Raw genomic sequence first — 478 nt, 5'->3', positions numbered from 1 at the left:
GTCATGTGGGGGTAGCCGTCATATTGATGCTGAGAATCATCCGGGTATCCTAAAATCAAACCGTATTTATGATTCGCAAATTTTGAGTTGCTGATCGTGATATAATCTGCGGATTTTCCGATATACACGAGTTTATCCAAATCGCTTCCGCTTGCATTATAGCTATGACCTGAGAATGTGACGTGATCAATCCAATAGTTCATACCGGAATCTAAATAAAGCTGGATATCATTATTTCCGTTAATCTGCGGACTGTGTTCAAACGTTAAATTTTGAAAAATGACATTTCCAGAAGCTGATGAAGTTGTTAAATAAATATTTTTCAGCGTTTTTTTCGCGTAAAAAAAAAAAAAAATCCCATCCATAATACCTGCTTTTTACTTAACACATACAAAATACTCAACAAACTGTTGTAAGTAGTCTACATACCATAAAGCCTGCCAATATTGTCTAGTGACCCAATCACAACAGCCAATCA

General features: G+C 35.8%; 1 pseudogene. It reads right to left on the bottom strand.

Features of this window, described 5'->3' with window-relative positions:
- Window positions 1-341: pseudogene (locus tag BHE18_RS20950) on the bottom strand (pectate lyase family protein); the annotation flags it as partial.
- Window positions 342-478 lie beyond the last annotated feature (137 nt).

It is taken from the genome of Rossellomorea aquimaris (genome assembly GCF_001877785.1).
GTDB lineage: Bacteria > Bacillota > Bacilli > Bacillales > Bacillaceae_B > Rossellomorea > Rossellomorea aquimaris_A.
The sequence above is the reverse complement of the archived record's forward strand: the minus strand, read 5'-3'. Positions and strand labels throughout refer to the sequence as shown.